The organism is Amycolatopsis keratiniphila (assembly GCF_000400635.2).
GTDB lineage: Bacteria > Actinomycetota > Actinomycetes > Mycobacteriales > Pseudonocardiaceae > Amycolatopsis > Amycolatopsis keratiniphila.
The window spans coordinates 279,417-304,137 of the sequence record NC_021252.1; the positions used below are offsets into that span (position 1 = coordinate 279,417).

The following is a 24,721-nucleotide window of genomic DNA, read 5'->3' on the forward strand; positions in this document are numbered from 1 at the left end:
CGATCGGGGTGCGTTACTTACGGCGGCGTCGGAAATGCACCACAATGCTGAAGTTCGTGATTCCCCTCCCGGAGGTCCCCATGCCGCGCGCCGCCCAGCGCCGTACGCCGACCGATGCCGCGCTCTCCGTCGAGACGGCGGAGTTGCTGGACCGGACCGGGATCATCGCGGCGAGCCTGCCGAAACGGCGGCGCAGCCCGGAGAACGAACCCGAGCCCGAGCCGATGCCGGTGCGGCCGCCGGTCTGCGAACCGGTGGTGGACAAGGATCTCCGCCCCAAGGCCGTCGTCATCCACCGCCGCGCCCGGTCCTGGCTGGTCGGCGGGGCGGGGGTGGCGCTGCTCGCGATCGGCTGGTTCGCCGGCACCTTCACCTTCCAGCCGGTCGACGACACCGCCTTGCCCGAGCAGCCGCTGCCCGCCGTGGCGACCCAGCAGGCCGCACCTCCGGTCGCGCAGCCCGCGCCGCAGGCCGCCCCGGTGACCGTCTACGTCCCGGTCACCGTGAAGCAGCAAGCGCCCGCGACGAAGAAGAAGCCCGTCAAGGAACGGGTCGTCGCCCTGCCGCCCGCCGAGACCAGGCCGCCGGAGCAGCCGCGCTCCGACCTCGGCTCGCGCGAGAAGCCCACGCAGGACATCCGGAGCATGATGGACCCCGTCGTGGCGAGTTCCCTGGCGATGCAGATGGCGCAGGGAATGGTGAGCTACGGCTACGGCCGCTGACCCGTCAGCGCGGCGGCCAGCGCCGAACCCTCGCCGGGATCCCCGTGTACGAGTTCGGTCCGGTGCACCACCCGCGGCGAGGACAGGGAGAGCGCGCTCACGCCGTTGATGACGTCCGCCGGGAGCAGCGCCAGCCCCTGGCCGGCGGCGACCAGGCCGAGCAGACCGCGGACGTCGGTCCCGGTGTAGCGCAGCCTGCCGCGGAATCCGTCGGTCGAGGCGAACTTTCTCAAGCGTTCCAAGGGAATCGCCGTGTCCGGCGCGTCGATCCAGCCCGCGTCGGCGAGTTCGGCGAGCCGGACCGCCCGCCCCGCCATCGGATGCCCGTCGGGCACCGCGACCGCGAGCGGGCGTTCGCCGACGACGGTGGTGGTGAGCGGGCCGACGTCCGGCAGCGGGAGCGGATCGCTCGGCGCGGTCATGCCGTCGACGAGACCCAGGTCGAGCGAGCCCGTCGCGACCTCCGGCAGGACGTCGTCGCGGCCTAGAACGCGCAGTTCCGTGCCGCGGCGCGCGGCGGCGGCGACTTCGGCGGTGAGCGACAGCGGGGTGAGCCCGAGGACGACCCGCCCGGTGGGCGCCGCGGTGAGCCGGGCGAGGTCCGCGCGGGCGGCGTCGAGCCGGGTCAGCAGCGGACCGGCGTGTTCGAGGAGACGTTCCCCGGCGCGCGTCGGCGCGACGGGCCGCCGCGTGAGCAGCGCGGTGCCGAGGTCCTGTTCGAGCGCGGCGATGTGCTGGGAGATCGCGGACTGCGTGTAGCCGAGGTCGTGAGCCGCCCGCGAGAACGAGCCGCCGCGGGCCACCGCCACGAAGGTGCGGAGCAGATGGGTCTCCATGAGCATCAGTATCGCTTATGGACACAGCAAGGATCATCGTTGGCGCTGAACTCGGTTCGCGGGTCAGGATGACCGCATGACACAGACAGCCACGATCGCCGTGGTCGGCGACCGCTCGGACGGCGTCCGCTCCCACGTCCGCATCCCGATGCTCTTCGAACGGCTCGCCGAACGCGACGGCCTCGAACTCGACGCCTACTGGATCCCGACCGACGCCGCCGGCGACCTCACCGGTTTCGACGCCGTCTGGCTGGTGCCCGGCAGCCCCTACCGGTCCGAAGCCGGTGCGGTGGAGACCGTGCGCGCCGCCCGCGAGAACGGCATCCCGTTCCTCGGCACCTGCGCCGGCTTCCAGCACGCGCTGCTGGAATTCGCGCGGAACGTCTGTGGTCTCGGCGGAATCGGGCACGCGGAGAACGCGCCGGACGCGGAAGAGCGGTTGATCGTCCCGCTCGCGTGCTCGCTCGTCGGCCACGAAGGCGCCGTCCACATCACGCCGGACACCCTGGCGGCTCGGGTGCTCGGGGCGGCACGTTCCGTCGAGCGGTATCACTGTTCGTACGGTCTCGACGCCCGGCATCTGGACACCTTGGCGGCGAACGGGGTGGTCTTCAGTGGATTCGACGACGATGGCGACGCGCGGATCGCGGAACTGCCGGAGCACCCGTTCTTCCTGGCGACGCTGTTCCAGCCGGAACTCGCCGGTGACGGAACCCGGCCGCATCCGATCGTCCGGGCCTTCGCACTGGCCGCGGTGGAGCACGCGAAACTGTCGGTCCACAGTGGACACTGACGGTCGTCGTGGGCCGGATGGCCGCTGACACTGCGGAAGTGATCGACTACCGTGAGCCAAGGGGAGGGGCTCATGGAGAAGGGGGATTCCGCTCGGGGCACCGCGTTCAAGGCCGCTTTCGCGGTCGGCGAGTTCCGTGCGTTATGGGCGGCGGAGGCGCTTTCGCAGGCCGGTGACCAGCTGGCAAGGGTCGCGTTGTCGGTGCTGGTCTGGGAAAGAACGGCGTCGGCCGGGCTGACCGGGCTCACCTACGGCCTGACGTATCTGCCGACCCTGGTCGGCGGCACCCTGTTCGCCGGTCTGGCGGACCGGTATTCGCGGCGGACGGTGATGATCGTCTGCGACCTGCTGCGCGCGGCGATCGCGGCGCTGATGGCCGTGCCGGGGATGCCGCTGCCGGTCCTGGCCGGGCTGCTGGTGATCCTGACGATGGCGGGCGGCCCGTTCCGGGCGGCGCAGCTCGCGTTGCTCCCGGACGTCCTCGAAGGCGACCGGTACGTCGCCGGGCTCGCCGTCCGGACGATCACCATCCAAACGGCACAGCTGGCCGGATTCGGCGGTGGCGGACTGGTGATCGGGCTCGTGACGCCCTACTGGGGGCTGGTGATCGACGCGGTGACCTTTGTGGTCTCGGCGCTGCTCGTCTCCGCCGGGGTGCGCCGCCGGGGGCCCGCCGCCACGGAATCTTCGGTGAAAAGCCTTGTGGCGCGGGCTTTCAGTGGCGAAGGCGTCAGGGAACTGTGGCAGGGCAAGGGAATTCGGGTGCTCTTCGGGTTGAAGATGCTCGCCGGGTTCGCCATCGCGCCGGAGGGGCTCGCGGCGCCGCTCGCCGTCGGGCTCGGGGCGGGCAGTTTCGCGGTCGGTCTTATTCTCGCGGCCGATCCGATCGGTTCGGTAATAGGCTCGTGGATCTTCACGAAATGGGTTCCGGCGCGACGGAAAACGCGAATCGTCGGCATTCTCGCCATCGCATCCGTCGTTCCTTTGGTCTTTGTCTTCTTTCGCCCGTCATTGCCCGTCTGTCTCGTGCTGATCGGGCTCAGCGGGGCCTTCGCGGCGCCGTACCACCTGCAGGCCGTCGCGTTGATGGCCCGCGCGGTGCCGGACGGCGTCCGGGCGCAGGTGATGGGCTTGACCTCGACGAGTTTGGTGACCGTGCAAGGAATCGGGATCATGCTCGCGGGCGGTCTCGCCCAGTTGACCGGTCCGTTCGTGGCCGTCGGGGTGGCCGCGACGGTGGCCGTCGTCTCGGCGGGACCGATGGCGATGGCGTGGAAACGGGCCATCGCCACCGGCCCCGATGTCTGGCTCCCGGCCGGGAGCCGAACCGGCTGAATTGGTGGGATCAGTCCTCGCGACCGTTCATGATGGTCCTCCCTCCCACTGCTCCATCTGTGTGTTCCGGAATTGACTCGAGCCACCCTCAGTACTACCTCGGATACATTGAAATGTGTACGGAAGGGGGACCGGTGACGATGATTATGGGGGATACGGAACTCGCCGGAGAAGGGGCCGGTACACGTCTGAGAGCCAGGGTCCGACGCTGGGAATTATGGTCCGGACCACGCGGTGTTCCTGCGGTTTTTCTTGTGGTGGAAGGCCTCGCGGCGGCAGTCGCCGTAATCGCCTTGCTCCGATCGAACTACGAGACTACGGAATTCGTCCGATTTGGATCACTGCTCGGCCTCGCTGTGCTGCAGGCCGAGCTTTCGCGTTCGGTGGAACGGTTGCGGCGCACGCTGTGCGACCGGCCGCATATCAACATGACTTCGGTGTGGACGTTCGCGGGGGTGCTCGTCCTGCCGTCCGGGCTCGCGCTCGCCCTCGGTTTGCTCATCTACCTGCATCTTTGGTTCCGGGTGTGGCGGGGGATGAGTCACCGCCCGGCCTACCGCGTCGTGTACTGCGCGGCGGCGATCGTGATCTCCTGCCTCGCCGCGGGAGCCATCGTCGCGGGGTGGAACGGACTGCCCGTCGGGTTCGCCGGTTCGCTGAAGATCGTCGAGGCGGCGGCCGTGTTCACCGTGGCCAACGCGTTCATCGTGGCGCTCTCGGTCTACCTGCACACCGGGGCCAGATCCCCGCGGGCGCTGTTCGGCACGGGCGACGACAACCTGCTGGAAGTCACCACCCTGGTGCTCGGCACCTCGACCGCGCTGGGCATCGTGCACGCGCCGGCGCTCGTCCCGTTCGTGCTGCTCCCGGTGCTGGTGCTGCACCGCAGCGTGCTGGTGCGGCAGCTGGAGATCGCGGCGAACATCGACGGCAAGACCGGCGTCCTGAACGCGCACGCGTGGCACGCGCTGAGCGAACGGGAGCTCTCGTCGGCCGCGAGGGCGAAGAGCAAACTCGGCGTGCTGATGCTCGACCTCGACCATTTCAAGCAGGTCAACGACGTCTACGGGCACCTAGCGGGTGACGTCGTGCTCAAGGTCGTCGCGAAGACGATCTCCGAGCACGTACGCGACTACGACTCCGTCGGCCGCTTCGGCGGTGAGGAGTTCGTCGTGCTGCTTCCCGGCGCGACGGAGACCGAGGTGCTCCCCGTGGCCGAGCGGGTCCGCCGGGCGGTGATGGCGATCGAGGTCGAGGTCGCGACCGCTTCGGGGCCTCGGATCGTGCGAGGGCTTTCGGTGTCGATCGGCGCCGCGGTGTATCCGTCGGGCGGGACCGTGCTGGAACGGCTCCTGCACGTCGCCGACTCCGCGCTCTACCAGGCGAAGAACAGCGGGCGGAACCGCGTCGTAGCCCTCGCCGCGGCCTGACGACCCGCGTTTCGTCCTCTGAATGCGGTCCTTGCGTGCGCGACTACCGCATCCAGAGGACGAAATGCGTCAGTCGACGTCCATCGCGTTCGGGTCCTTCTTGCCGTAGTCCAGGTCGCCCCAGCCGCCCTCGCCGGTCTGGTACTTCGCCCGGTCGGCCGCGCTCGGCTCCGGGTAGTTGTCGTGGATCCGGTCGACTTCCTGCTCGTAGGTCTCGCGGTTCTGCCGCTTCATCTCCTCGGGCCAGTCACCGTCCCGGATGGTGTCCCGGGCCATGTGCAGTTCCTTGACGTCGTGGCTGGACAACGGCGGCGTGGTCGCGGTCGTCCCGGGACCGGTCGAGTAGGTGAGGCCCTTACCGCTGGCGTGCGCGTCGTCGATCATCTTGTGGTACGAGTCGTCCGCGATCTTGCCGTCGAGGGTGCCGTCGGTGTTCTTGAACCCGTCCCGGAACGCGTAGTCGAGCTGGTTGAGCTGGATCGCGGTGTTCGCGTCGCCGCCTTCCAGCGCGTTGCGCTCGGAGTCGCGGTAGTCCTGGCTGTTCTTGAAGCCGCTCGGCTTCGCCGAACCTTCGGTCAGGTCCTGGTCGCCCTTGTTACCGGTACCGATATGCGACGAGTGCGCGGGTTTGGCCTCCTGATACGCCCAAGCGTGGTTCTCCAGGTCCTTTTGGTCGTGACTCGAACCCCGTGCGCCGCCACTGCCCCGGCCGATCGCCTCGTAGGGGACCGGGTGCTCGGACTCGTGGGAATCCCCGGAGACCTTCTCCCGGCCGTCGGCCTTGAGTTCGTTGTCGTACTTCGCGGTGAGCCGGTTCTGCTCACGCTTCTTCGCGCCGTGCGTACCGTCGAGGTAGCTCTGCGGTGGGCGCCGCGGCTTCTTCGGACCCGGCGTCGGTTTCGGCTTGGTGACCCGGTTGCCCGACGATTTCGTTTTGCCGCCGCCCCCGCGGGTTCCTTTGCCGCAGGTGCCCGTCGTGGGTTTCGTCGGCGCCAAGCCGAGCGGGTCGATCATGTCCGTCGGGTTGCCGACGTAGGCCAGCGAGTCCGACGCCGGTTCGAGGCCGAGCGGGTCGTGCGAGAGGTATCGCCCGGTCGCCGGGTCGTAGTAGCGCTTGAAGTTGTAGTGCAGCCCGGTTTCCGGGTCGTGGTACTGGCCGGGGAAGCGCAACGGCGTGTACGCCCGCCCCGGCGGCGAAAGCACCTTGCCCCACAACGAGGTGTGCAGATGCCAGGCGACCTCGCCCGACTCGTCGAGCAGCTCGCTCGGCGAGCCGACGAGATCGGTGACGATGGCGTGGAACCGGGCGTCCTGTCCGGGGATCCGTTCGATCTGCGTGATCGGCCGTTCCGTGCCCGGCTCCAGATCCCAGACCACGGCGGTGCCGCCGCGGATCTCCTCGGCGAGGTTCGAGCCGTCCCAGATGAAGTCGATCTGTTCGAGGATCCGGCCGTGGACGTCGAGGTGCTGCTTGGCGATCCGCCGTCCGAGCGCGTCGTAGTGGTAGAGCCAGCGTTCGCCGTCCGGGGTGACGACGCCGGTCAGGCGGTCGTCGGAGTTCCACTGATAGGTCCAGGCGCGGCCGGGTTCCCGGCGCGCGATCGTGCGGCCTTCGGTGTCGTGCAGGTACGACGTCGATCCGGCGCCGGTCATCAGGGTGCCCTGGTAGCGCCGCGGTCCGACGGCCGGATCCGCGCCCGGCCAGCCCGCCTGCGTGAGCGCGCCCGCGAGGTTGTAGCCGTAGCTCTCCCGCCAGCCCTGGCCGAGGACGTCGACCACGCGGCCCGCCCGGTCGACCCGCAGCGACCTCGGCCCGGACACCGAATCCGAGATCGACGAGACGAGCCCGTCCCGCAGGTAGCCGTACTCGCGGTGCTGCACCACACCCCGGCCGGTGGAGACGGTCTGGGAGGTCAGCCGGTCGGCGGCGTCCCAGCCCTGGCGCAGTTCGACCGGCGTGCCCTCCAGCCGCCGCGACACCTCCCGGCCCGCCGGGTCGTACTCGAACCGCAGGGTGCGCCCGGCGGTCCGCAGCGCGACGGGACGGCTCGCCGCGTCGTAGGCGAAGAACGACTCGGCGCCCGACGGTGTGCGCCGCGCGACGCGGCGGCCGATGGCGTCGTACTCCGAGCGGACGGCCCGGCCATTGAGCGCTTCCGAGACGATGCGGCCCAGCGCGTCGTAGGCGATGGTGACTTCGGAATGCGCGTTGCGGGCCGAGGTCATCCGGTCGGCGCCGTCGTAGGTGAACGTCGCGACGTCGTCGCCGGCCCGGCGCCCGACGACGCGGCCCAGCGCGTCGCGTTCGATGACGACCGTCTGGCCGAGACTGTTGGTACGCGACACCAGTTGCCCGGCGGCGTCGTAGCCGTAGCGGGTGGTGCGGCCGTTGAAATCGGTCTCGCGCACCAGGTTCCCGGCCGCGTCGTGGTCGTAGCGCCAGACGAGACCGTGTTCGTTGGTGACCGACACGAGCCGCAGCTCGGTGTCGTACACATAGGACAGTCGATCGCCGTCCGGGCCGATTTCGGCGGTGGGCAGGTCGAACTGCGAGTACTCGGTGCGCACCGCGTTCCCGCGGGCGTCCACGGCTTCGTCGGCCGAACCCGCCGTGGTGCGATTCCAGCGCCACACGGAGCCGTCCGGGTCGATCTGCTCGGAGATCTCGCCGAAGCCGTCCCATTTCGTCCGGGTGACCCCGCCGAGCGGATCGGTCACCGATGTGGTCTGCCCGAACTCGTCGTAGGTGTACCGGGTGACCGCCCCGAGCGGGTCGGTGACCGCGACCGGCAGGCCCGCCGCGTTCGACTCGATCAGGGTGACCCCGCCGAGCGCGTCGGTCACGACCGCGACGTTGCCCGCGTCGTCGTAGCCGTAGGTGGTGGCGGCGCCGGTCGGATCCGTGGCCCGCACGAGCTTCCCGCGCTCGTCGTACTCGCGGCGCCAGACGGCGCCGTCCGGCCCGGTCCGGCTGGTCCAGCGGCCGGGCGCGGAGTACTCGGCGAGCGCGCGGCCGCCGTCGGGCTGCAGCACGGTGACGACGTTCCCGTCGTCGTCCATCTCCCACCGCGTGGTGCGGCCCAAGGCGTCGGTGCGGCTGAGCAGCTTGCCGAAGCGGTCGATCTCGTACCGCGTGGTGTTGCCCAGCGGATCGGTCTCCGCGACGATCCGGTGCAGTTCGTCGAGCTGATAGCGGGTGACGTGGCCGAGCGAGTTCGTGACCGAGGTGACCAGGTTTTCCCGGTCGTACTCGATGTCGACGTCGAGGAAGCCGCCGGTGCCCTGCGCCCGCACGACGCGGCCCGCGGAGTCGAAGCCGTATCCGTACCAGCGCCCGTTGACGTCCTCCCAGCGCACGATCCGGCCTTCGGCGTCATAGGTGAATTGCAGGGGTTGCCCGGCAACGTCGGTGATCTCGACCAGGCGGCGCCGCTCGTCGTACCGGTAGCTGCGCAGGGCGGTTTCGGCTCCGGGAAGCCGAAGGGCGGTGATGAGTCCATCCCTCGACTCGACGAGCAGGCGGTAACCCGCGGAATGCTCCAGCTCGCGGGGGACGCCGTTGTCGTCGTAGTGCACCGAGATCCGGTGACCGTCACCGTCCACGATCGCGCGCAGGGGAAGGGAATCCCCGGGGCCGGAGAAGAGCAGCATCCCGTCGGGAGTGGTCACCGCGTAGCCGTCGTCAACTTTGGACAGAGGCAGCCGTTGCCCGAATTCCGGGAGAACGGGGCCGGAAACCGGGACAGGGTAGGACAGAAGTGTCCCGTCGGCGAGCGCGAGGTGCAGGCCGTCGGCCTCGACCTCGATTCGCTGGTCCACAGTGGACGCCCACGACGTGCCGAAGAACCGGCCGAGGCGGTACGACGAGAGGTGCGTCCGCGAAACGGTCAGCGGCAGGACGCCGGCGAACACGACGTCGTCCTGCGTCAGCATCATCGAGCCGGTCGCGACGTCGATCGGGTCGCCGCAGCCGCCGCGGTCCTTGGGCGGGACGCGGTCCCCCGGGGTGGTTTCGTTGTCCTTGATCCGGTTGTTCGTCTCGGGTTTCGGGGCGCCGCGGTCCTTGGGCGGCGGAGGCGGCGAGCCGGACGGCGTGGTCGATCCGTCCGGGGTCTCGTTCTTCGGCGGCGGAGGCGGATCCGACTTCACCGGCGGCGGATCGGTCTTGCCGGGCCCAGCGCCGGACGGTGAGGTACCCCCGCCGTCGGGGCTGCTCTTGGGCGTCGTGCCTTCGTCCTGCTTGTTCGGCTTCGGCGCGGGCGCGCCCTTGCCCGGCTGGAGCTTCTTCAGCGCCTTGGCCGCGCTGTCGAACAGGTCGTCCGCCCGCTTCAGCAGCGGCATCAGCGCCTGAAGCGCCTTGACGGTCTTCTTCGTCAGGTTCGCGATCTTGCTCGCGGTCTTCGCGACCGCGTTGACCACCTGCGGGACCACCCAGGTCAGCCCGATCCCGAGGGTGAACAGCACCTGGAGCGCCCAGCTGATCAGATGCCCGATCAGCTCGGCGATGATGTCGCGCACCAGCGCGCGGACGGCGGCGACGACCTCGCCCGCCGTCTTCACGCCGCTGGAAGCGCCCTCGCAACCCGCTTTGGCCGACTCCAGCAGGGTGACCGTGTCCTTGGCCTGGGCACGGTAGGCGTCGGCCGAGTTCCCGGTCCAGCTCTGCAGGTCGGCGGAGACCATCCCGGCGAGATCCGCGCCGACGTCACCGAGTTCGGTCGCGATGTTCATCCAGGTCTCGGCGTTCGCCGCGATCTCGTCGGCGTTGCCGGTGAGCGCGTCGAGCGCCTCCTTCAGCGGGCCGACGTGTTCCATCAGCCAGCCGACGCCGTTCGCGAGGATCGCGCCGAAGGGATCCATCGCCATCGACAGCGCGTCGAGCGCGGTCCCGACGGCGCCCAGCGCCACCGACGCCCAGTCGCCGCTTTCGATGGCCGACTTCAGGTCGAACGCCGACTCCAGCAGTGACGAGCCGGTGTACGCCTTCGTCGAATCCTTTACCTCGGCGACAAGCGGGTTACCCACGACGACCTTCCTCGTGTTTCAGGGGACGAGGAGCTCACCAGGGTGAGTTCTCCTCGTCGTCCGGTGCTTCGTGACGCTTCTCGCGAGGCGCCTGCGGTGGAGGCGGCGTGTCGGCGGACGACGCCGGGGGAGCGGGCGGCGGAGACGGCGGCTCTTCCTCCTCGATCTCGGGGAAGCGGCTGCGCAGGGTGCCGATCATCAGCGCCCTGGTCTCCTGGTCCTCGTCGCCGAGCGATTCCTGCATGACCTCGGCGACCCGGCCCGCGATCCCGGCCTGCGCCTGGTGCATGGTCTGCAGGATCGCCCGCGACAGTTCCTCCAGCGGGTACGTCCTGGCCTTGTTCCCGAACTCGATGTCCGTCACGCCGCCGTCCGCGCCGACGGTGATCTTCACGGCGCCGTCGGCGCTGGACGCGGACAGCCGGAGCTGCTCGGTCCGCTCCTGGGCGGCCGCGTACCGCTGGGCCTTCTCTTCCAGCCCCGCCGCCCACCGATCCATTTTGCGCTGGGCCTCGTCCGGGTCCAGCATGAGCTCGCCGAGCTCGTTCGCGCCGGTCACTTCTTACCTCCGATGTCCAAAGCGGCGAAGTCCGCTTTGAACGGTTCCGCGTTGGTCTTGTCACCGTCCACATAGGACTTCGCGGCGGTGCGGACGTTGTCGGCGGTCGCCTGGATCCCTTCCGCGGCCGCCTTGATCGTCTCCGCCGCGCGTTCGCCCGCCGGGTTGACGATCGGCGGCAGGAACGCGCACAGCAGGCCGTACGCGTCCGCCGACATCGCCGAACCGGTCGCGGAATGCGCGGTGTTCAGCCGGTCCACGAGCCCGTCGAGATGGCTCGCGTGCGCGGTCAGGTCGTCCGGATCGACCTCGAACGAAGCCGTCACTTCCAGTCCTTGTTCTTCCAGTCGCCGATCACCGGCGGCGCCACGACCTCGTCGGCGGCGAAGAAGGACGGGTCGTCGGATTCGACGTAGTCGGCGACCTTGTGCTCCTTGTCGTCCTGGCCCTGACCCCGGCCGGCGGCGGGGGCCATCCCGCCCATCGGGCCCATGCCGCCGGGCGTACCCGGCTTGCCGCCGGAGCCCGCCGCACGGGCCGCGGCCGCCTCGGCGTCCATCGCGCCCGCGCCGACGGCACCACCCATGCCGAGCGAGCCGGACGCCCGTCCGGCGCCGCCGAGACCGCCGCCGCCCGCGCCACCGGCACCGGTACCGCCGCCGCCGAAGCCGCTGGTCCCGCCAGTACCGCCACCGCCGGGGATGTTCGGCATGCCACCGAGCTTGGGCAGGTTGTACGGCGTGCCCTTGTACGAGTTGCCGTCGGGGAACGAGGGGCCGGTGAGCCGCTCGCCGATGCCACCGGGCCGCGGGATCGGCGGGATGTTCGGCATGACCGGCCTCGGCCCGCCGCTGTTGGGCACGTTGGGCCCGTTCGGGATGGGGATGTTCGGGGGCGTGAACGGAAGACCGCCGCCGGGCCGCGGTCCGCCGCTCTCCGGGATCGGGATGTTCGGCGGGGTGAACGACGGCGGCGAAACGGACGGGGGCGTGTAGCCCGTGGTGCTCGTGCCGTCGTCGAACTTGGGCAGGTTCGGGAGGTGGGGACCCGACGAAGCGGCGGGCTTGTACGTCTCGCCGCCGGTCGGCCCGTTCGGGATGCCGATGTTGGGCATGGCCGGGCTGGAGCCGGGGCCACCACTACCGGGGCCACCGCTACCGGGAACACCGCCACCGGGGAAGCCGCCCGGACCACCACCGGGGCCGCCGCCCGGCCCGCCGTTGGGCGAGCTGAACGGTGACACACCACCGGGGCCACTGGTCCCGCCCTGCGGCGTCCCGTCCATCGAAGCGACGAGGCTGTCCGGGCGCGTCCGGTCCGTGGTCGCGCTGAACGGGGTGCCGTCGGCGCCTTCGGGCGACATCCGGTCGCGCAGCGTGCCGGCGGGCGAACCCGCGCCACCGCCGGCGGGACTGCCCTGCAGCTGCCTGGTCGCCGTCGCCAGCTTCGGCGGGGCGGGGAACGCGGGGGTGGCGATCGCCGAGCCGACCGTGGTGTCGAAGTCGGTCATCACCTTCGCGGCCTGGTCCCGCGCGTCCTGCTGCTTCTTGAAGGTGGAGAGGTCCTTCCCGAGCTGTGCCATGTACACGTACGGGTCGGTGATCTTCTGCAGGTTGGCGTTGGCCTCCTGCACGTTGAACACCACCGGCGGGTTCGCCGCCATCTGCTTCTGCGTCTCGTTGAGCGTCTGCGAGTGGATCTGCTGCTGCCGCCCGGCCAGCGTCGCGCCGTTCGCGGTCGAGCCGAGCCATTTGCCGACACCGGCGAGGTGCTCGCGGGCCGCGTCGCCGCCCTCGCCCTCCCAGTTGGCCGTGCTCGCGCTGATCGCCTTCGCCAGGTTGCGCTGATGCGAGGCCAGGTCGTTGCCCGCCCGGATCCACTCCTCGGAGGTCTCGGCCACCGCGGCCGGATCCGCGTTGTCCGCGATCGCGGTCTGCATCTGTTCGTGGGTGGCGTTCGCCCAGATCGTGGACGGCGGCTCGCCGGGTTTGCGGATGTCCAGGTTCTTGTCGAGACCCTCGCGCGCCTTCTCCAGCTGCCCCTCGTACATCTTCTGCGTGAACATGTCCTTGAAGCCGTTGAGCGCCTTGTCACCCCAGCCGAGGATGTTGAAGAGAAGGTCCGTACCGGCCGAGGCCCCGGCCCGGAGCTCGTCGCCGGAGGCGGCCTCGTCCGCCAGCGGTCCGACGTAGTAGTCGGACGACGAGTCGGCCGTGGGGTCGTAGTTCGGGTCGAGCTTGTCGTAATCGGGCGAGTTCGGGTCGGAGACCTTCGCCGTCTTCTCCTCGGATTCGGTCACGGGTCTCTCCTTCAGATCTCGGTGTCGATCCGCTTCAGGTCGCGCTGGTTCTCCGCGTCGCGTTCCCGGTAGTTCCGCTGGGCGAGTTCGATCGCCTCGATGTAGGTGGGGAACTCGGCGCGAGCGGCCTGGAGCTGGGTGAGCAGACCCTGCGCGTCCGTCGCGGTGCCGTGCATGTGCTCGGACACCCAGCGGGCGGTCGCGGTGGAGCTCATCGGCGGCGACTTCTGCAGCTTGGTCAGCGCGCTCCAGCGCTCTTCGAGGCTGTCGATCACACCCTGGAGTGAACGGATCATCTCCTGGCCGGTGGTCTCGTCGACGGCGAAGCCGCCCTGCTTGGCCATCTCCTTCAGCCGCGCGCTCGCGAACGCCACCTTGCGCGCCGCCATCAACGGCTGCGGTTCTTGTGCTTCCTCGGTCAACGGAGGGTCCTCTCGCCGGATTCAGGAAGGGTCAGTAGATGTCCGCGATGGCGTCCCGGATCGCGTTCGCCACGCCCGACTGACTCGCCGGGTCGTAGTGCCCGATCACGGCGCCGGAGGCCTCGTCGGTCTCGGTCCGGATCAGGTACCGGCCGTCTTCGGTGTCGAGCCAGCTCAACGGCGTCGACCGGAGCCGTTCGCCGCGGCGGCCGATCCCGCTCACGATGATGTATCCGCCGCCGAGGCGGGTCCCGGACAGCACCTTCTCCAAGACCTCGACGTCGCTCTCGTCGTTGCGCGGCGCCGCGGCTTCCGGCCGGGCGCGGACGACGCCGGTGAACTGGAGGTTGCCGAACGCGTCGGTCTCTTCCTCGTCGAACTCGGCTTCGGCCTGGCGGCGCGCGGCCATCGCGGAGACGGCGCGCTCCTCCTTCTGCACGAGCGTGCGGCGGCCGGTCGACGCGGGGCGCATCCGCGGCAGCACCCCGGAGAGGACCTCGACCAGCTCCTCGTCGTCGAAGAGCGCGAACTGCAGGAGGTCTTCGCCGTGGGCCTGCGTGATGCCGAGCGCCTGCCTGCCGTCGGTGAGCGCGAGGACGGCGATGTCCTGGCCGATGCCGTCGATACCGTTGATCGAAACGGTGATCCGGTGGTTCCCGAGCAGCTCGAACGCGGTGCGGACGGCCTTGTTCAGCTCGCCGTTGATCGACAGGCGGCGCTGTTCGAGATCGGTGTAGACCTTCCGGACGATCGCGGCGTAGCGCTCCGGGTCGATCGAAGTGTTCTGGACGCGCAACGGAAACAAGCGGGCGTCGACGCCAAGCGCCCGCCCGACCACTGTCGCCTCGACCGTCCCCAGCGCGAAATCGGCTCGCTCAGCCATGCTTCTGCGCTACTCCCTCACGGGGGCGGGCCCCGACTTTGTTAATGGCCAAAACAAACTAGCACAGCGCATGAGCCTACGGAACCATACGTACACGGCTGAACACGATGGAATGGATCACCGTGCCCGATCGGGCACTTTTCTTGCCCCTAAAGGAATAACGGCCGTCCATCGGCACGTCACCGGTCGGCCGCCGCAGGGGGTGTGGGCCGGCCTTGTCCGGAGTGTCGCGAAAGCCGCTTTCGCGACGTCTCCGGGGCTCGTCACGACGCTCGCGACTGTCCACAAGGGACTTCTTCGGGCCGGTCCGTGAAGGCCTCCTTCCTTGCGCCTAGGTACATGAAGGGGGCCTTCATGTACCTCAGACGGAGAGCCGGCACCCTGGAGGCCGAAGCTACCGGTCGGCCGCCGCGGGGGCGTAGGTCGTCATCCGGCGGGCCACGTCGGTCCGCGAACGGGCGCCGAGTTTCCGCAGGACCTTGGCGACGTGCTGTTCGACCGTACGCGGCGAAAGGAACAATCCGTCCGCAATCTCGCGATTCGTACGGCCGTCGGAAAGCATGCGCGCGACCTCGAGTTCGCGGGGCGAAAGCTCCTGACCGTAGCCGCGCCGCCCGCGCTGCGAAGGCGCCCACGCGCCGTGTTCCCGCAGCAGGTGGCGGCAGCGGCCGGCGTCCCTGGTCGCGCCGAGCCGCTCGTAGGCCTCCGCGGCCGCCGCGAGCTCCTCGATCGCCTTGCGGTCACCCGCGGTGAGACGGCCGGCGTCGAGCCGTCCGGCGGTCAGACGGCACAGCGCCGCCCGCTCGCGGGCGCCGATGGCCTGATAGGGCATCGGCAGGGCTTCGTAACCGGCCGCGGCCTCGTCGAAAACCGTTGCCGCGGCGGGATGTTTGCCGCGCGCGTCGAGCAGGATGGCCCGGCCGGCGAGCAGCGCGACGCGGGAGACCGGCGAATCCTTGCCGTCGACGCCGCGGGCGAATTCCTCGACCACGGCGTCCGCCTCCGACCAGCGCCCGGCCCGCGTGTAGGCCTCGGCCGCGGCGGGGACCAGCGCCGCCGCCCACACCCAGACCCCCTTCCGCCGGGCCGCCGCGACGGCGTTGTCGGCCGCCGCGCACGCCCCGTCGACGTCGTCCGTCGCGAGGAGCACCCGGATCAGGACGCCCGCCGCCGAAAGGACCACCGGGATGGGCCCGTGTTCCGGGGCGTGCACGCTCGCCGCGGCCAGATGTCGTTGCGCGGCGGCGAATTCCCCGCGCACGGCGGCCAGCCCGCCGAGAACGAGCGAGCATTCCATGACGATCGGGCCCAGGTCGGGATAGCCGTCGCGGAGCTGTTCGGTGGCCTCCGCGAGCCCGGACCAGTCGCCGCGCACCCAGTCGAGCCGGACCCTAGTGCCCTGCGCGAGGCCGGCGGCGTAGAGCGCTCCGGCGTCGGTCGCGCGGCGGATCCCTTCCGTGACCAGCTTTTCCGCCCTGGTCAGGTGTCCGGCCCAGGACTGCGCGTCGGCGAGGTTGCACCACAGCCGGGCCAGCTGGACCCGTTCGGCCACCCCGCCGCCCTGGTCGGCCAGTTCGGTGAACTCGGTCCAGGCCGAGCCGTCGCCGATATGCGCCTGGGTGGAGATCCGGTCGCCGAGCAGCGCGAGCCGCAGCTCCGGGTCTTCGATCCGGTCGAAGACCTCGCGGGCCCGGTCCATCCAGACCTCGTGCCAGGACAGCGGGGTCAGCCCGTCGATCGGCTGGGCGAGCAGGTTGATCCCGCGCGCGGCCAGCTCCGGCTCGTCGACCAGTTCGGTGATCGCCTTCTCCACCTCGACCCGGCCGCGGCCGAGCCGTCCGATCGTGCGGACCAGCAGCATCCCGAGGCTGAGCCGGATCGTCCCGCGCACGCTCGGGCGCAGGTCGGTGAGGTCTTCGAGGATCCGCTCCAGTGTCTCGATGACGTCCGGGCGGAAGCCGCGTAGCGCGACCTGGCTGAGCTTCGTGGCCAGCCGGGCGATGTCGTCCTCGCCGAGCCCGGCCTCGGCCAGCACGGACTGGAGCAGGTCGATGGCGCGCGAGGTGTCGCCGTGGGCGATGGCCTCGTCGGCGGCGGCTTCGGCGTAGTGGCGCCATTGTGCGGTCCGGCCCGCCGCGCGCGAATGGTTCGCCAGCAGGGTCAGCGGCGGGGCGGGCTGCTCGGAGAGCACCTTGATGGCGCGCGAATGCAGCAGAGTCCGTTCCGGGCCGCTGATCGTGTCGTAGACGGCCTTGCGGGCCAAGGGATGCCGGAAGCCGTAGCGGTCGCCGCCGAGTTCGCCGAGCACCCCGCCGTCCAAAGTGGACAAGAGGGCGGTGCGGAGGGCGTCGCCGTCGAGGCAGGCGAGTTCGCCGATCACCGCCGGTTCGGAGGGGACGGCGAGCACCGCCGCCGCGCGGGCGAGCCGGACGGCGGGTTCGGGCAGCGCGTCGAGCCGTTCGGTGATGGCCTCACGCAGGGAAATCGGGACTTCGAGGCTTTCCAGCAGACGGTCGCCCAGCACTTCGCCGATCGGCAACCGCCCCGCCGCGTCCCGCAGCGCCCGCAGGGTCTCTTCGACCACGAACGGGATCCCGGCGGTGCTTTCGTGCAGCTTTGCGGTGAACGGCGCGGAAACCCTCGGCAGGTCCAGCAGTTCCTCCGCGAGCTTCCCGACGGCGTCGAGGTCGAGCGGGCCCAGCGTCACGCGGGCGGTCTGGACGTTCGGCGGGGTGCGGAACGGGATGCCGGCACCGTGCCCGGAGGGGGAACCGGTCCGGTAGGCCGCGACGATGGCCAGCTCGGCGGGCATCGCGGCGGCGAGGAAACGCAAGAGGTCACGGGTGCCTTCGTCGGCCCACTGGAGGTCGTCGATCAGGACGAGGGCGGGCCCGCAGGCGATCAGGAGTTCGCGGACGGCGCGGAACTGACGGTGGCGTTCGGCGCACGGGTCGGCGAGCGGTTCCGGTTGGGGCGGAAGGCTTTCGGCTAGTTCGGGCAGCAAGGGTCTCAGCACCCCGGCGACCGGGCTGAGCGGCCCGAGTGGCCGGTCGCCCGCCGAGCGCAGCGCTTCGAGCACCGGCCCGAACGGGAACGGCTCGCGCATCGGCTGGCAGGCGCCCGAAAGCACCCGGGCGGACGCGAACTCGCGACGTCCGGCCAGCTCTTCGAGCAGCCTGCTGCGGCCCATCCCGGGTTCGCCTTCGATCAGCACGGCGGCGGGACGGCGCAGCAGGATCTTCACGATCGCCGAGACCTCGACGTCGCGGCCCACTAATGCCGTCGATCCGGCGCGGACCGAAACCGAGGTCGGGCGAGGGGTGGCAAGCCACATCATGCGCTCCTCGGTGTGGAGTTCCCGCTGAGCCCGACACGATCTTGTGCGTTGTCCTGCGGAGCCTAAGCACTGCCTACCGGGTCGTAAACCACCCAACACGGACACCCCGGGCACCCCCTGAGGCTGTTCGGGGACGCAGCGTCACCGGTTGGCTGACGGATCGTCGGTTGGAAAATCACCAGGCACCCGAAACATCGGCCACCAACCCGATTCGGCGATTCATCCCACGTTCAGGGGGTGGCAATGACTACGCAAGGTATTCACTCGAAACCCTACTTACGGACGTGTCCGTCCGGGTGCCTGCTCTAGGTGGCCGCCCGTGGAGCAGGGGATTCGGGTCCCGAAGAATGGGTATACCTATCCCGCGCCGATCCGGATTGCGGCCTTCCCCGGAGTCCAGAACCCTCACCCGTCAGGGGAGGGCTATCGCATGGCGAACCGGAGCCGTGCGTGATGACGAGGGAGAAGCATGAAGATCACGAAGCTCCTCGGTGTGGCCGCCACGGCAGCATTGGCCACCGGCGCGCTCGTCACGGGTACCCCCGCGGCAGCGACCTCGAACACTCTGCTCAACGCCGAGATGGTCCCCGCCCTGCAACGGGACCTCGGCCTGACCGCCGACCAGGCACTCGCCCGGATCCAGAGCGAGACCGCAGCCGGCATGCTCGAACAGGCACTCGCCTCGGCGCTCGCCGGCAGCTTCGGCGGCGCGAGCTACAACGAGGCCACCGGCAAGCTCCGCGTCGGCGTCACGGACGCGGCGAAACTCGGCCAGGTCCTCGCCAGTGGCGCGGAAGCCGAACTGGTCCGCTTCTCGGCCGCCCAGCTCGATTCCACTGTGGACAGACTGAACGCGAGTGAGCGCGCGGCGGACGGCGCGATCACCGGCTGGGGTGTGGACACCAAGACCAACCGGGTGACGGTGAACGTCCTGCCGGGCAAGAGCGGCGTCGTCGACTCGTACCTGGAGAAGGCCAAGGTGGACAAGGCCGCCGTCGCGGTGGTCGAGACCACTTCGGTGCCGACCCTGAAGTACGACGTCCGCGGTGGTGACGCCTACTACATCAACAGCTCTTCGCGGTGCTCGATCGGCTTCTCGGTGAACGGCGGCTTCCTCACCGCCGGGCACTGTGGCCCGGGCACGGTGACCGGTTACAACCGGGTCGCGATGGGCTCGTTCGCCCGCGCCAGCTTCCCCGGGAACGACTACGGCCACGTCCGGGTCAACAGCAACTGGACGCCGCGCGGGGTCATCAACAACGGCACCCGGGTGAGTGGTTCGAGCGAGGCCGCCACCGGCGCTTCGGTCTGCAAGTCGGGCTCGACCACCGGCTGGACCTGCGGCACCGTCGGCGCCAAGAACCAGACCGTCCGCTACGCCGAAGGCACGGTCTACGGCATGACCGCCACCAACGTCCGCTCGCAGGCGGGCGACTCGGGCGGCTCGTTCATCGCCGGCAACCAGGCGCAGGGCATGCTGTCCGGCGGCAACAGCTCGGTGACCTACTTCTTCCCGGTGCGGCCGGCGTTGTCCGCGACCGGGACCTCCCTGGTCCTCGGCTGAACACAGGACGAAGGGCGGACCGAGTGCCTCCAGCGCACTCGGGCCGCCCTTCGTTTTCGTGCCGCGGGAAAGTTCTCAGACGTTGCTGATCTCCTCGATCAGCGCTTCGACGTCGAAGTGCTCGCTCTCGGACCCGAGCGGGACCAGGTCGTAGGTGGACTCGAGGAACGTCTCGACGTCCTCACGCTCCAGCTCGAACGACGCATAACCGTCGGGTGACTCGATTTCGAGCGTCAGCATCGCCTCGTCCTCGGAGAGGTCGGGGCGGACGCGGACGTCGCCGAGCCCGGCGGGGTCGGTGAGGCCCGTGACGAGCAGCTCACGCGCGAAGGTCCACTCGACCCACCGGCCGCGCTCGGTCCGGAACGACACGGTGACCGCGAAGGGTTCGCCGGCGTGGAAGGACAGGCGGGAGAGAACGGGCGTGCTGCTGTTGTTCAGCAGAACGAACTGGCTCTGGTGAATTGCGTCGGTGTGCACGGCCACTCCTCAGTGCTCTCGTGGTTCGCGCGGCGCGAACTTTTCGTCTCGGGGAGGAGATGGCCGGGCACGGGCCGGATGACGCGACTGTCGCGACGTTCACGCTATCGGCTGCATATGTCCATAGTGGTGTAACGCCGGGCACAGACCCCTTGCGTCCGGGCGGATACCCATGGTGACGCCGGACAGTCCTCTTTGGATCGGGGGCTGAAGGACGCCATACCCGCATGCGATGCGGCGAAGGACGCTTTCGTCGCATGAGACGCGGGGAAAGCGTCCTTCAGGGCTCCAGCGGCAGGGACAGCCCGGTCTTGACCCGGTCCATCGCCACCGACGTCGTGAAGTGCCGCACGTTCGGGTTGTCGAAGAACATCCGCCGCGTGAACGTCTCGAAATCCGCCATGTCCCGGCAGGTCACCACGAGCACGAAGTCGGCGTTGCCGGTGACGTAGTAGCACTGCTGGACGTTGTCGTCCGCGAGCACCTGACGGCGGAACCCGTCGAGCACCGCGAGGTTCTCCCGTTCCATCTCGACCATCACCACGAAGGTCATCGACAGCCCGAGCGCCCGCGGCGACAGCACCGCCACCTCGCGTTCGATCACCCCGGTCTCGCGCAGCCGCTTGATCCGCCGCTGCACGGCCGCCGCCGACAGGCCCACCTTCGCCCCGATGTGCTCGGCGATCGTGCGAGCGTCGGACTGCAGGCAGGCGAGGATGGCGACGTCCAGGCGGTCGAGGTCGGGTGTGTGCACCAGGTCAGGCTAACCGGACGGCTCTCCCCGGCGCCTGTTCTTTGATCGCGCCCTCACGCGGCGTCGGTCACGCCGCCGGGCGAAGGTGAGAATTCTTTGAATTGTGACCCGGAACACAACTGGCGGGTCTACTGAATGGTAGCGCTTACAAGTGAATGGCAGACCTCCCATTCGTCCCGCGAAAGGATTTCTTGGTGCCCTCATCTCAGGCGGCCGTTCTCGCCGGTCTCGGCTCTTGGCTGCCTCCGCGCGTGGTGGGCAACGAGGAGATCGCCCAGCGGCTGGACACCTCCGATGAGTGGATCCGCTCGCGCACCGGCATCGCCGAGCGCCGGGTCGTCGATCCCGGGACGTCCACTGTGGATCTCGCCGTCGAGGCGGGGCGACGGGCGCTGGCCTCGGCCGGGGAGACCGAGGCGGACGCGGTCGTGCTCGCGACGTCGACGGCCGACCAGCTGTGCCCGGCCAGCGCGCCGCAGGTCGCGACGAAGCTCGGGCTGAACGGCGTCGCCGCCTTCGACGTCAACGCCGTGTGCAGCGGGTTCGTCTACGGGCTCGGCACCGGCGCCGGGCTGATCGCGGCCGGTATCGCGCGGCGGGTGCTGGTGATCGGCGCCGACGTCTTCACCTCGCTCATCGACCCCGAAGACCGGGGCACGGTGCCGATCTTCGGCGACGGCGCGGGCGCCGTGCTGCTGCGCGCGGGCGACCCCGGCGAACTCGGCGCGCTCGGCCCGTTCGACCTGCACAGCGAAGGCGAACTCGCCGAACTGCTCTGGGTCGAGGCGGGTGGCGCGAAGAACCGCCGCTCGGACGACCCGCGTGACCACTATCTGGTGATGCAGGGCCAGACCGTCTTCCGGCACGCCTGCGCCCGGATGGTCCAGTCGGCGCGCGCGGTGCTGGATTCCGCGGGCTGGATGGTCGGCGACGTCGACCGGTTCATCGGGCACCAGGCCAACATCCGCATCCTGCAGACCTGCGCGAAACAGCTCGGGCTCGCGGAGGACGTGATGTATTCGAACATCGAGAAGGTGGGCAACACGAGCGCGGCGTCCATCCCGATCGCGCTGGCCGACGCGGCCAAGGACGGGGCGCTCCAGCCGGGGCACCGCGTCGTGATGGGGGCGTTCGGGGCCGGGCTGACCTGGGGTTCGACGTTGCTGCGCTGGCCGGACGTCATTCCGGGCTGAGCGCCGCCCAGGCGTGCGTCGGTTCCTGACGCCCGCGCAACTCCAGCTCCGCGTACGGCTCCCAGTGCGAACGCTCGCTCTCCAAGGCCGCTTTGAGCACCGCTTCGCTCGCCAGGATCCGGCCGCCGGCGGCTTTCGCGTACTCGGTCAGGCGCGCGGCCTCGTTCACCGCGTCGCCGATGACGGTGTACTCGAACCGGCTGCTGGTGCCCAGCTGACCGGCGAAGACCCGGCCGCTCGCGACGCCGATGCCGAGGTCGAGCTCGCCGGTCTCCTGGACGGCGTCCCGGATCGCCCGCGCGGCCGAAAGCGCCGCCGTCGGCGCGTCCGCGAGCCGGGTCGGGGCGCCGAAGACGCAGAGCGCGGCGTCACCCTGGAACTTGTTGACCAGCCCGCCCCGTGCCCCGACCGCGTGCACCACGCTGGTGAAGAACCGGTTGAGCATCTTCACCAGGTCTTCGGGCGGGGTGCGGCTGGCCAAAGCCGTTGAATCGACGACGTCGACGAACAGCGCCGTCACCTCGCGCACGTCACCCGAAAGGGAGGCGCCGTACTCGAGCGCGTGCCGCGCGACCTCGTCTCCGACGTGCCTGCCGAAGAGGTCCCGCATCCGCTCCTGTTCGCGCAGCCCGGCGGCGAGGTCGTTGACCGACGTCTGCAGCAGGCCGATCTCACTGGAGTCGTCGACCTCGACCACGACCTCCTTGTTGCCGCGGGCGATCTCGTCGAGCGCCATCCGCAGGCGGTGCAACGGGGTCGCGACGGCCTTCGCGAGCAGGCCCGTCCCGATCGCGCCGACGCCGAGCCCGATCACCGAAATCATGATCAGGCTCGCGACGTGGTCACCCTGGCCGAGATCCGGCGGCGTGGCCACCAGCAGCACCCCGAGGAACGGGACCCCGCTCGCCAGCGACCAGGTGACGACCACCCTGGTCAGCACGGTGACCTTGAGCGTCCCCTTCGGCGGGGTCACCTTGAGCGCGATCGTCATCACCGGGCGGGCGACCCATTCCGCGGCGAGATAGGTGAGGCCGACCGTGGTCAGCCCGCCGAGCCCGATGACCAGCGCCATCCCGAGCGCGTCCATCCAGGAGCCGAGCACCCGCGCGAGTGCACCGAGCACGATCGTGCCGATCAGCCAGAGCGTCCCGCTCACGATCCCCATGTCGACCGGGAGCCGGAGCGCGCGCTCGGCCTCGGCCTTCGTCGGCGGGCGGCCGAAGACGAACCAGACCGCGGTGCGCCGCTGCAGCCAAGCCGTCCACGCGGTGCCGACGATCAGCGACAGCGCCACGATCCCGGCCGCGGTGACGCCGAGGATCCACCCGCGATCGCCGACCTCGCTCGGGAGGCCCTGCAGGAGCAGCAGCAACGCCACGACACCGGCGCCGCACACACTGGACCCGACGCCGAGCGCGGCGAAGCCGAGACTGGTCCTGAGCACCAGCCGGAACCGGCTCGACATCGTCTTCCCGCGCACCCGGTGATCGTATGACCTCCGGCGGAAAACGGTTCGCCTGTTCCCGGACGCGGTGGCTACCGTGCGGGTATGGAACCGCTGGGCCAGGACGAGATCAGGGCGTCCTTCGTGAACTGCACCCGAGGCGAGGCCAAAGGGGTCACACTGCCCGCCCGGCCCGAAGAGATCCCTTGGGAGAAAAGGGAATTCCTCGGCTGGCGCGATCCGAAGGCCGCCGCGCGGGCGTATCTCGTGCTGCCGTACCGCGGGGAGACCGTCGGGCTTTCCCTGCGCGCCGCTCCCCGGCCGAAGGGCCGTGTCCTGCTGAGCAACATGTGCGGCCTGTGCACGACGACACATCCGCTGTCCGACATCGCGCTGTTCTCCGGCCGCCGCGCCGGGAAGCTCGGGCGCGAAGGCAACACGCTCGGCATCTACGCGTGCGCGAATCTGGCGTGCAGCCAGTACATCCGCGGCGAGCTGAAGTCGGACGTGCCGCAGCCGGCGGAAACGCTGTCGCTCGAAGAACGCGTCTTCCGGCTGGAGGAGAAGCTGCACCGGTTCGTGGAGCGGGTACTCGAGTCACGCTGAGGTACACCGCCTGCCGTCCGTCCGATCACGCGTGTCGTCCGTCCGATCACGCGAAACCGCCCGGCGACCATGTCGGCGCGGATGTGCGACCGGGGTGAAGGCTCCCTTCACTGCATTAGACGCGGTGAAGGGAGCCTTCACCCCGCCATCGACCCGCCCGCGACCACGACACTTTTGCCTCACCCCTCAATAGAACCGACCGCGCCTCAGAACCGGAACCGCAGGATCCGCCCCATCTTCTTGAACGCCGGGAACAGCCCCGCGATCCACAACTGCGCCCGCATCGAGGCGGACAACCGGTCCTTCACCTCAGGCGTCGCGTAATCCGTCGAGTCGAGTTTCGACACCAGAGTCAGCCCGAGCCGCTCCAATTCGGAGATCTCGTCGATGCCCCAGTACAGCGTCGCGTTGGCTTTGCGGACCACGGGATTCAGCTTCTGCAGTTTGATCCCGAGCCTGCTGAAGACGTCGAAGACCATTTCGCCGCCCTGCGGGAAATGCGCGATCAGCCGCCGCAGCAATTCCTCGCCTTCGGGCGGCCGCAGGTACATCGTCAGCCCCTCCGCGATCACCAGACCGGGTTTGTCGGAGGGAATCTCGTCGATCCAGCCGAAGTCCGTCACCGAGGAGCCGATGGTCTGGTAGGCGTCCCGTTCGGGATAGATCCGGGCGCGCAGGTCGACGACCTCGGGGTAGTCGACGTCGAACCATCGCACCGTGGGCGGCGGGTCGACGCGGTACACGCGGCTGTCCATCCCGCAGCCGAGCTGGACGACGGTCGCGTCCGGGTGCGCCCGGAGGAACGACGTGGTCCAGTCGTCCAACGGCTTGGCCCGCAGGGCGACGGTCAGCCCCATGTCGGCGTTCACGCCCAGCGTGGCGAAGTCGTAGTCGATCTGCTTGACCGCCTCGTCGGCGGCTTTGTCGCCGAGGATCGGCCTCTCGCTGCGGGCGTCGAGCGCCCGGCCGTACAGCGTGGCGAGCATCGTCGCCTTCTCTTCGGTGAACCGGACCTTCTCCACCGCACACCCCCGTCAGA

19 protein-coding genes are annotated in these 24,721 nt (G+C 69.8%); 7 read left to right on the top strand and 12 right to left on the bottom strand.

Annotated elements, in window-relative coordinates; genetic code table 11:
- The first annotated feature begins 56 nt into the window (after positions 1 to 56).
- Positions 57 to 722 carry a hypothetical protein gene (locus AORI_RS42330; RefSeq protein WP_228688282.1) on the top strand — a complete coding sequence of 222 codons (666 nt, stop codon included), beginning with the start codon at positions 57 to 59 and terminating at the stop codon, positions 720 to 722.
- Here AORI_RS42330 and AORI_RS42335 read toward each other — a convergent pair.
- A complete protein-coding gene (locus AORI_RS42335; RefSeq protein WP_228688283.1) occupies positions 710 to 1,558 on the bottom strand; it encodes a LysR family transcriptional regulator in 849 nt (282 codons plus the stop codon). The genes AORI_RS42330 and AORI_RS42335 overlap by 13 nt on opposite strands.
- A 76-nt stretch (positions 1,559 to 1,634) precedes the next feature.
- On the opposite strand from AORI_RS42335, the gene AORI_RS42340 reads away from it, so the two are divergent.
- The 3 genes from AORI_RS42340 (at position 1,635) to AORI_RS42350 (ending at position 5,116) form a co-directional block, all read left to right on the top strand.
- The gene (locus AORI_RS42340) at positions 1,635 to 2,351 is read left to right on the top strand and encodes a CTP synthase C-terminal region-related (seleno)protein (protein ID WP_016330725.1); all 717 of its coding nucleotides are present in this window, start codon (positions 1,635 to 1,637) and stop codon (positions 2,349 to 2,351) included.
- Positions 2,352 to 2,423: 72 nt separating this feature from the next.
- Positions 2,424 to 3,686 carry an MFS transporter gene (locus tag AORI_RS42345; RefSeq protein WP_016330726.1) on the top strand — a complete coding sequence of 421 codons (1,263 nt, stop codon included), beginning with the start codon at positions 2,424 to 2,426 and terminating at the stop codon, positions 3,684 to 3,686.
- A 356-nt stretch (positions 3,687 to 4,042) separates the two neighbouring features.
- Entirely contained in the window at positions 4,043 to 5,116 is a 1,074-nt protein-coding gene (locus tag AORI_RS42350) for a GGDEF domain-containing protein (protein ID WP_016330727.1), read from the top strand.
- 69 nt (positions 5,117 to 5,185) lie between these two features.
- Here the strand turns inward: AORI_RS42350 and AORI_RS42355 are convergent, their stop codons facing one another.
- From AORI_RS42355 to AORI_RS42385, 7 genes are all read right to left on the bottom strand, one after another.
- Positions 5,186 to 10,141 carry an RHS repeat-associated core domain-containing protein gene (locus AORI_RS42355; protein ID WP_016330728.1) on the bottom strand — a complete coding sequence of 1,652 codons (4,956 nt, stop codon included), beginning with the start codon at positions 10,139 to 10,141 and terminating at the stop codon, positions 5,186 to 5,188.
- 34 nt (positions 10,142 to 10,175) lie between these two features.
- Complete coding sequence (locus AORI_RS42360; RefSeq protein WP_016330729.1) at positions 10,176 to 10,700, bottom strand: YbaB/EbfC family nucleoid-associated protein; 525 nt, start codon at positions 10,698 to 10,700, stop codon at positions 10,176 to 10,178.
- On the bottom strand, positions 10,697 to 11,026 hold the full coding sequence (locus AORI_RS42365) for a type VII secretion target (protein WP_016330730.1): 330 nt from the start codon (positions 11,024 to 11,026) through the stop codon (positions 10,697 to 10,699). Before AORI_RS42365 ends, AORI_RS42360 begins: the two co-directional genes overlap by 4 nt.
- Positions 11,023 to 12,999 carry a WXG100 family type VII secretion target gene (locus AORI_RS42370; RefSeq protein ID WP_016330731.1) on the bottom strand — a complete coding sequence of 659 codons (1,977 nt, stop codon included), beginning with the start codon at positions 12,997 to 12,999 and terminating at the stop codon, positions 11,023 to 11,025. Before AORI_RS42370 ends, AORI_RS42365 begins: the two co-directional genes overlap by 4 nt.
- Before the next feature lie 11 nt (positions 13,000 to 13,010).
- A complete protein-coding gene (locus AORI_RS42375) occupies positions 13,011 to 13,421 on the bottom strand; it encodes a hypothetical protein (protein ID WP_016330732.1) in 411 nt (136 codons plus the stop codon).
- Between the two features lie 31 nt (positions 13,422 to 13,452).
- Positions 13,453 to 14,304: an ESX secretion-associated protein EspG gene (locus AORI_RS42380; protein WP_016330733.1), complete on the bottom strand. Its 852-nt coding sequence runs from the start codon at positions 14,302 to 14,304 to the stop codon at positions 13,453 to 13,455.
- Between the two features lie 394 nt (positions 14,305 to 14,698).
- On the bottom strand, positions 14,699 to 17,638 hold the full coding sequence (locus tag AORI_RS42385) for an ATP-binding protein (RefSeq protein ID WP_043848516.1): 2,940 nt from the start codon (positions 17,636 to 17,638) through the stop codon (positions 14,699 to 14,701).
- Positions 17,639 to 18,110: 472 nt separating this feature from the next.
- On the opposite strand from AORI_RS42385, the gene AORI_RS42390 reads away from it, so the two are divergent.
- A complete protein-coding gene (locus AORI_RS42390) occupies positions 18,111 to 19,205 on the top strand; it encodes a S1 family peptidase (protein ID WP_016330735.1) in 1,095 nt (364 codons plus the stop codon).
- A gap of 75 nt (positions 19,206 to 19,280) precedes the next feature.
- Here AORI_RS42390 and AORI_RS42395 read toward each other — a convergent pair whose 3' ends face one another.
- Both AORI_RS42395 and AORI_RS42400 read right to left on the bottom strand, forming a co-directional pair.
- Positions 19,281 to 19,685: an SsgA family sporulation/cell division regulator gene (locus AORI_RS42395; RefSeq protein WP_016330736.1), complete on the bottom strand. Its 405-nt coding sequence runs from the start codon at positions 19,683 to 19,685 to the stop codon at positions 19,281 to 19,283.
- Positions 19,686 to 19,965: 280 nt separating this feature from the next.
- A complete protein-coding gene (locus AORI_RS42400) occupies positions 19,966 to 20,439 on the bottom strand; it encodes an Lrp/AsnC family transcriptional regulator (protein ID WP_016330737.1) in 474 nt (157 codons plus the stop codon).
- Positions 20,440 to 20,594: 155 nt separating this feature from the next.
- On the opposite strand from AORI_RS42400, the gene AORI_RS42405 reads away from it, so the two are divergent.
- Positions 20,595 to 21,632: a beta-ketoacyl-ACP synthase III gene (locus tag AORI_RS42405; protein WP_081809620.1), complete on the top strand. Its 1,038-nt coding sequence runs from the start codon at positions 20,595 to 20,597 to the stop codon at positions 21,630 to 21,632.
- Here AORI_RS42405 and AORI_RS42410 read toward each other — a convergent pair.
- Positions 21,619 to 23,097, bottom strand: a complete 1,479-nt coding sequence (locus AORI_RS42410; protein ID WP_043847846.1) for an adenylate/guanylate cyclase domain-containing protein — start codon at positions 23,095 to 23,097, stop codon at positions 21,619 to 21,621. The genes AORI_RS42405 and AORI_RS42410 overlap by 14 nt on opposite strands.
- A gap of 84 nt (positions 23,098 to 23,181) precedes the next feature.
- Between AORI_RS42410 and AORI_RS42415 the strand changes: the two genes are divergently transcribed.
- Positions 23,182 to 23,682 (top strand): FBP domain-containing protein, encoded by a 501-nt coding sequence (locus tag AORI_RS42415; protein WP_016330740.1) that lies wholly within the window; start codon positions 23,182 to 23,184, stop codon positions 23,680 to 23,682.
- 206 nt (positions 23,683 to 23,888) lie between these two features.
- On the opposite strand, the gene AORI_RS42420 is transcribed toward AORI_RS42415, so the two are convergent.
- Positions 23,889 to 24,704 carry a class I SAM-dependent methyltransferase gene (locus AORI_RS42420; protein WP_016330741.1) on the bottom strand — a complete coding sequence of 272 codons (816 nt, stop codon included), beginning with the start codon at positions 24,702 to 24,704 and terminating at the stop codon, positions 23,889 to 23,891.
- Between the last annotated feature and the right edge of the window lie 17 nt (positions 24,705 to 24,721).